Below are 1,406 nucleotides of genomic sequence, written 5' to 3' on the forward strand. Positions count from 1 at the left end.
CGGGCGGCATGAAGGGCGGCGTGCCGGACGAGATGACCGACGACATGACGGACCGCATGATGGACTGCATGACGGGCCGCATGACGGCGTGCGCGCCGGCATGCGGGACGGCATGCGGGACGGCAAACCGTCGCGCCGCCGCCGCACGCCACGTCATCTCGGCGCCCTGGCCGCCGCGCTGGTGACAACCGCCGTCCTCGCGCTGTCGCTGCATGCGTGGCCGCCGGCCTATCTGCTGGCCGATCTGCGTACCGGCACCGGACAATGGCAAACCCACACGCTGCCCGACGGCAGCCGCCTGACGCTGAACAGCGGCAGCGCGGTGGACCTGCGCTACGACGAGGGGCGCCGCCTGATCGAGCTGATCCGCGGCGAGGTGCTGATCGACGTCGCGCGCGATCCGGCACGGCCCTTCGTGGTCCGCACCGCGCAGGCCGATATCGAGGCGCTCGGTACGCGCTTCAGCGTCGACCGCGACGATGGCCGGACCGTGCTGACGATGCTGGAGTCGAAGGTCCGGGCCCGCGCCACCGGCGCGCACAGCGAGCCGCGCCAGGCGGTGGTGTCGGCCGGCGAACGCGTCGCGGTGACGGCGGCCGGCCTCGGGCCGATCGAACGGGTCGATGCGAGCAGCATCGAGCAGGCCTGGCAACGCCACCAGCTGATCGCCCGCGGCCAGCCGCTGCCCGAGCTGCTGGACGCGCTGAATCGGCATCGCCCGGGCTGGATCGGCTACGACCGCAAGCAGATCGCCGACATACGCGTCTTCGCGGTACTGCCGCTGGACGACACCGAGCAGGCGCTGCAATTGCTGGCCAATGCGCTGCCCGCGGTGCGGGTGCGGCAGTTGACGCCATATCTGGTGTGGGTGGACGCGCCGGCGGCGCAGTAAGTCGACGCGCCGCGATCGTGTTCTCCCTCGCCCCCTTGCAAGCGGGGACGGGAGAAAACACCGCCATCCCGCCCTTCCGGTTCCGGTCGCTGTCCCTCATCCGTCAAGCACAAGAACAACAAAAGCACGGAAACCGCGACATCATGAGCCACATCCATTCCGAGCCCGCGCGGCCTCGCCTGCATCCGCGCGCCCTCGCCGTTCAGCTGACGGTCCACCTTGCCGTCGGCGCCGCGCTGGCGAGCGCCATGGCGCTGCCCGCGCGGGGCCACGCGCAGACGCAAACGCAGACGCCGCGGCAGGCGCCAACACCAACACCAACACCAGCGCAGGCCCAGTACGACATCCCCGCCGGCCCGCTGGCCGAGGCGCTGACACGCTATGCCCAGCAGGCCGGCGTCGCCATCACGGTCGACGCCGACAAGCTGCGCGGCTTGCGCACGCAGGGCCTGCGCGGCCGCTATGGCGTCGACGAGGGCTTCGGGATACTGCTGCGCGGCAGCGGCTACGCGAT

The 1,406-nt window shown here is 71.4% G+C and carries 3 protein-coding genes; all 3 read left to right on the plus strand.

Features of this window, described 5'->3' with window-relative positions:
- Positions 1-185, plus strand: a 185-nt coding sequence (locus tag AC6EI8_RS26475; protein ID WP_498383391.1) for a hypothetical protein, incomplete at its 5' end; no start/stop codon positions are given.
- Entirely contained in the window at positions 182-892 is a 711-nt protein-coding gene (locus tag AC6EI8_RS26480) for a FecR family protein (protein WP_498383392.1), read from the plus strand. The genes AC6EI8_RS26475 and AC6EI8_RS26480, both read left to right, overlap by 4 nt.
- A 143-nt stretch (positions 893-1,035) precedes the next feature.
- The coding region (locus AC6EI8_RS26485) for an STN domain-containing protein (protein WP_498383393.1) at positions 1,036-1,406 on the plus strand (371 nt) is incomplete at its 3' end.

This window comes from Cupriavidus sp. R6-3 (assembly GCF_059772245.1).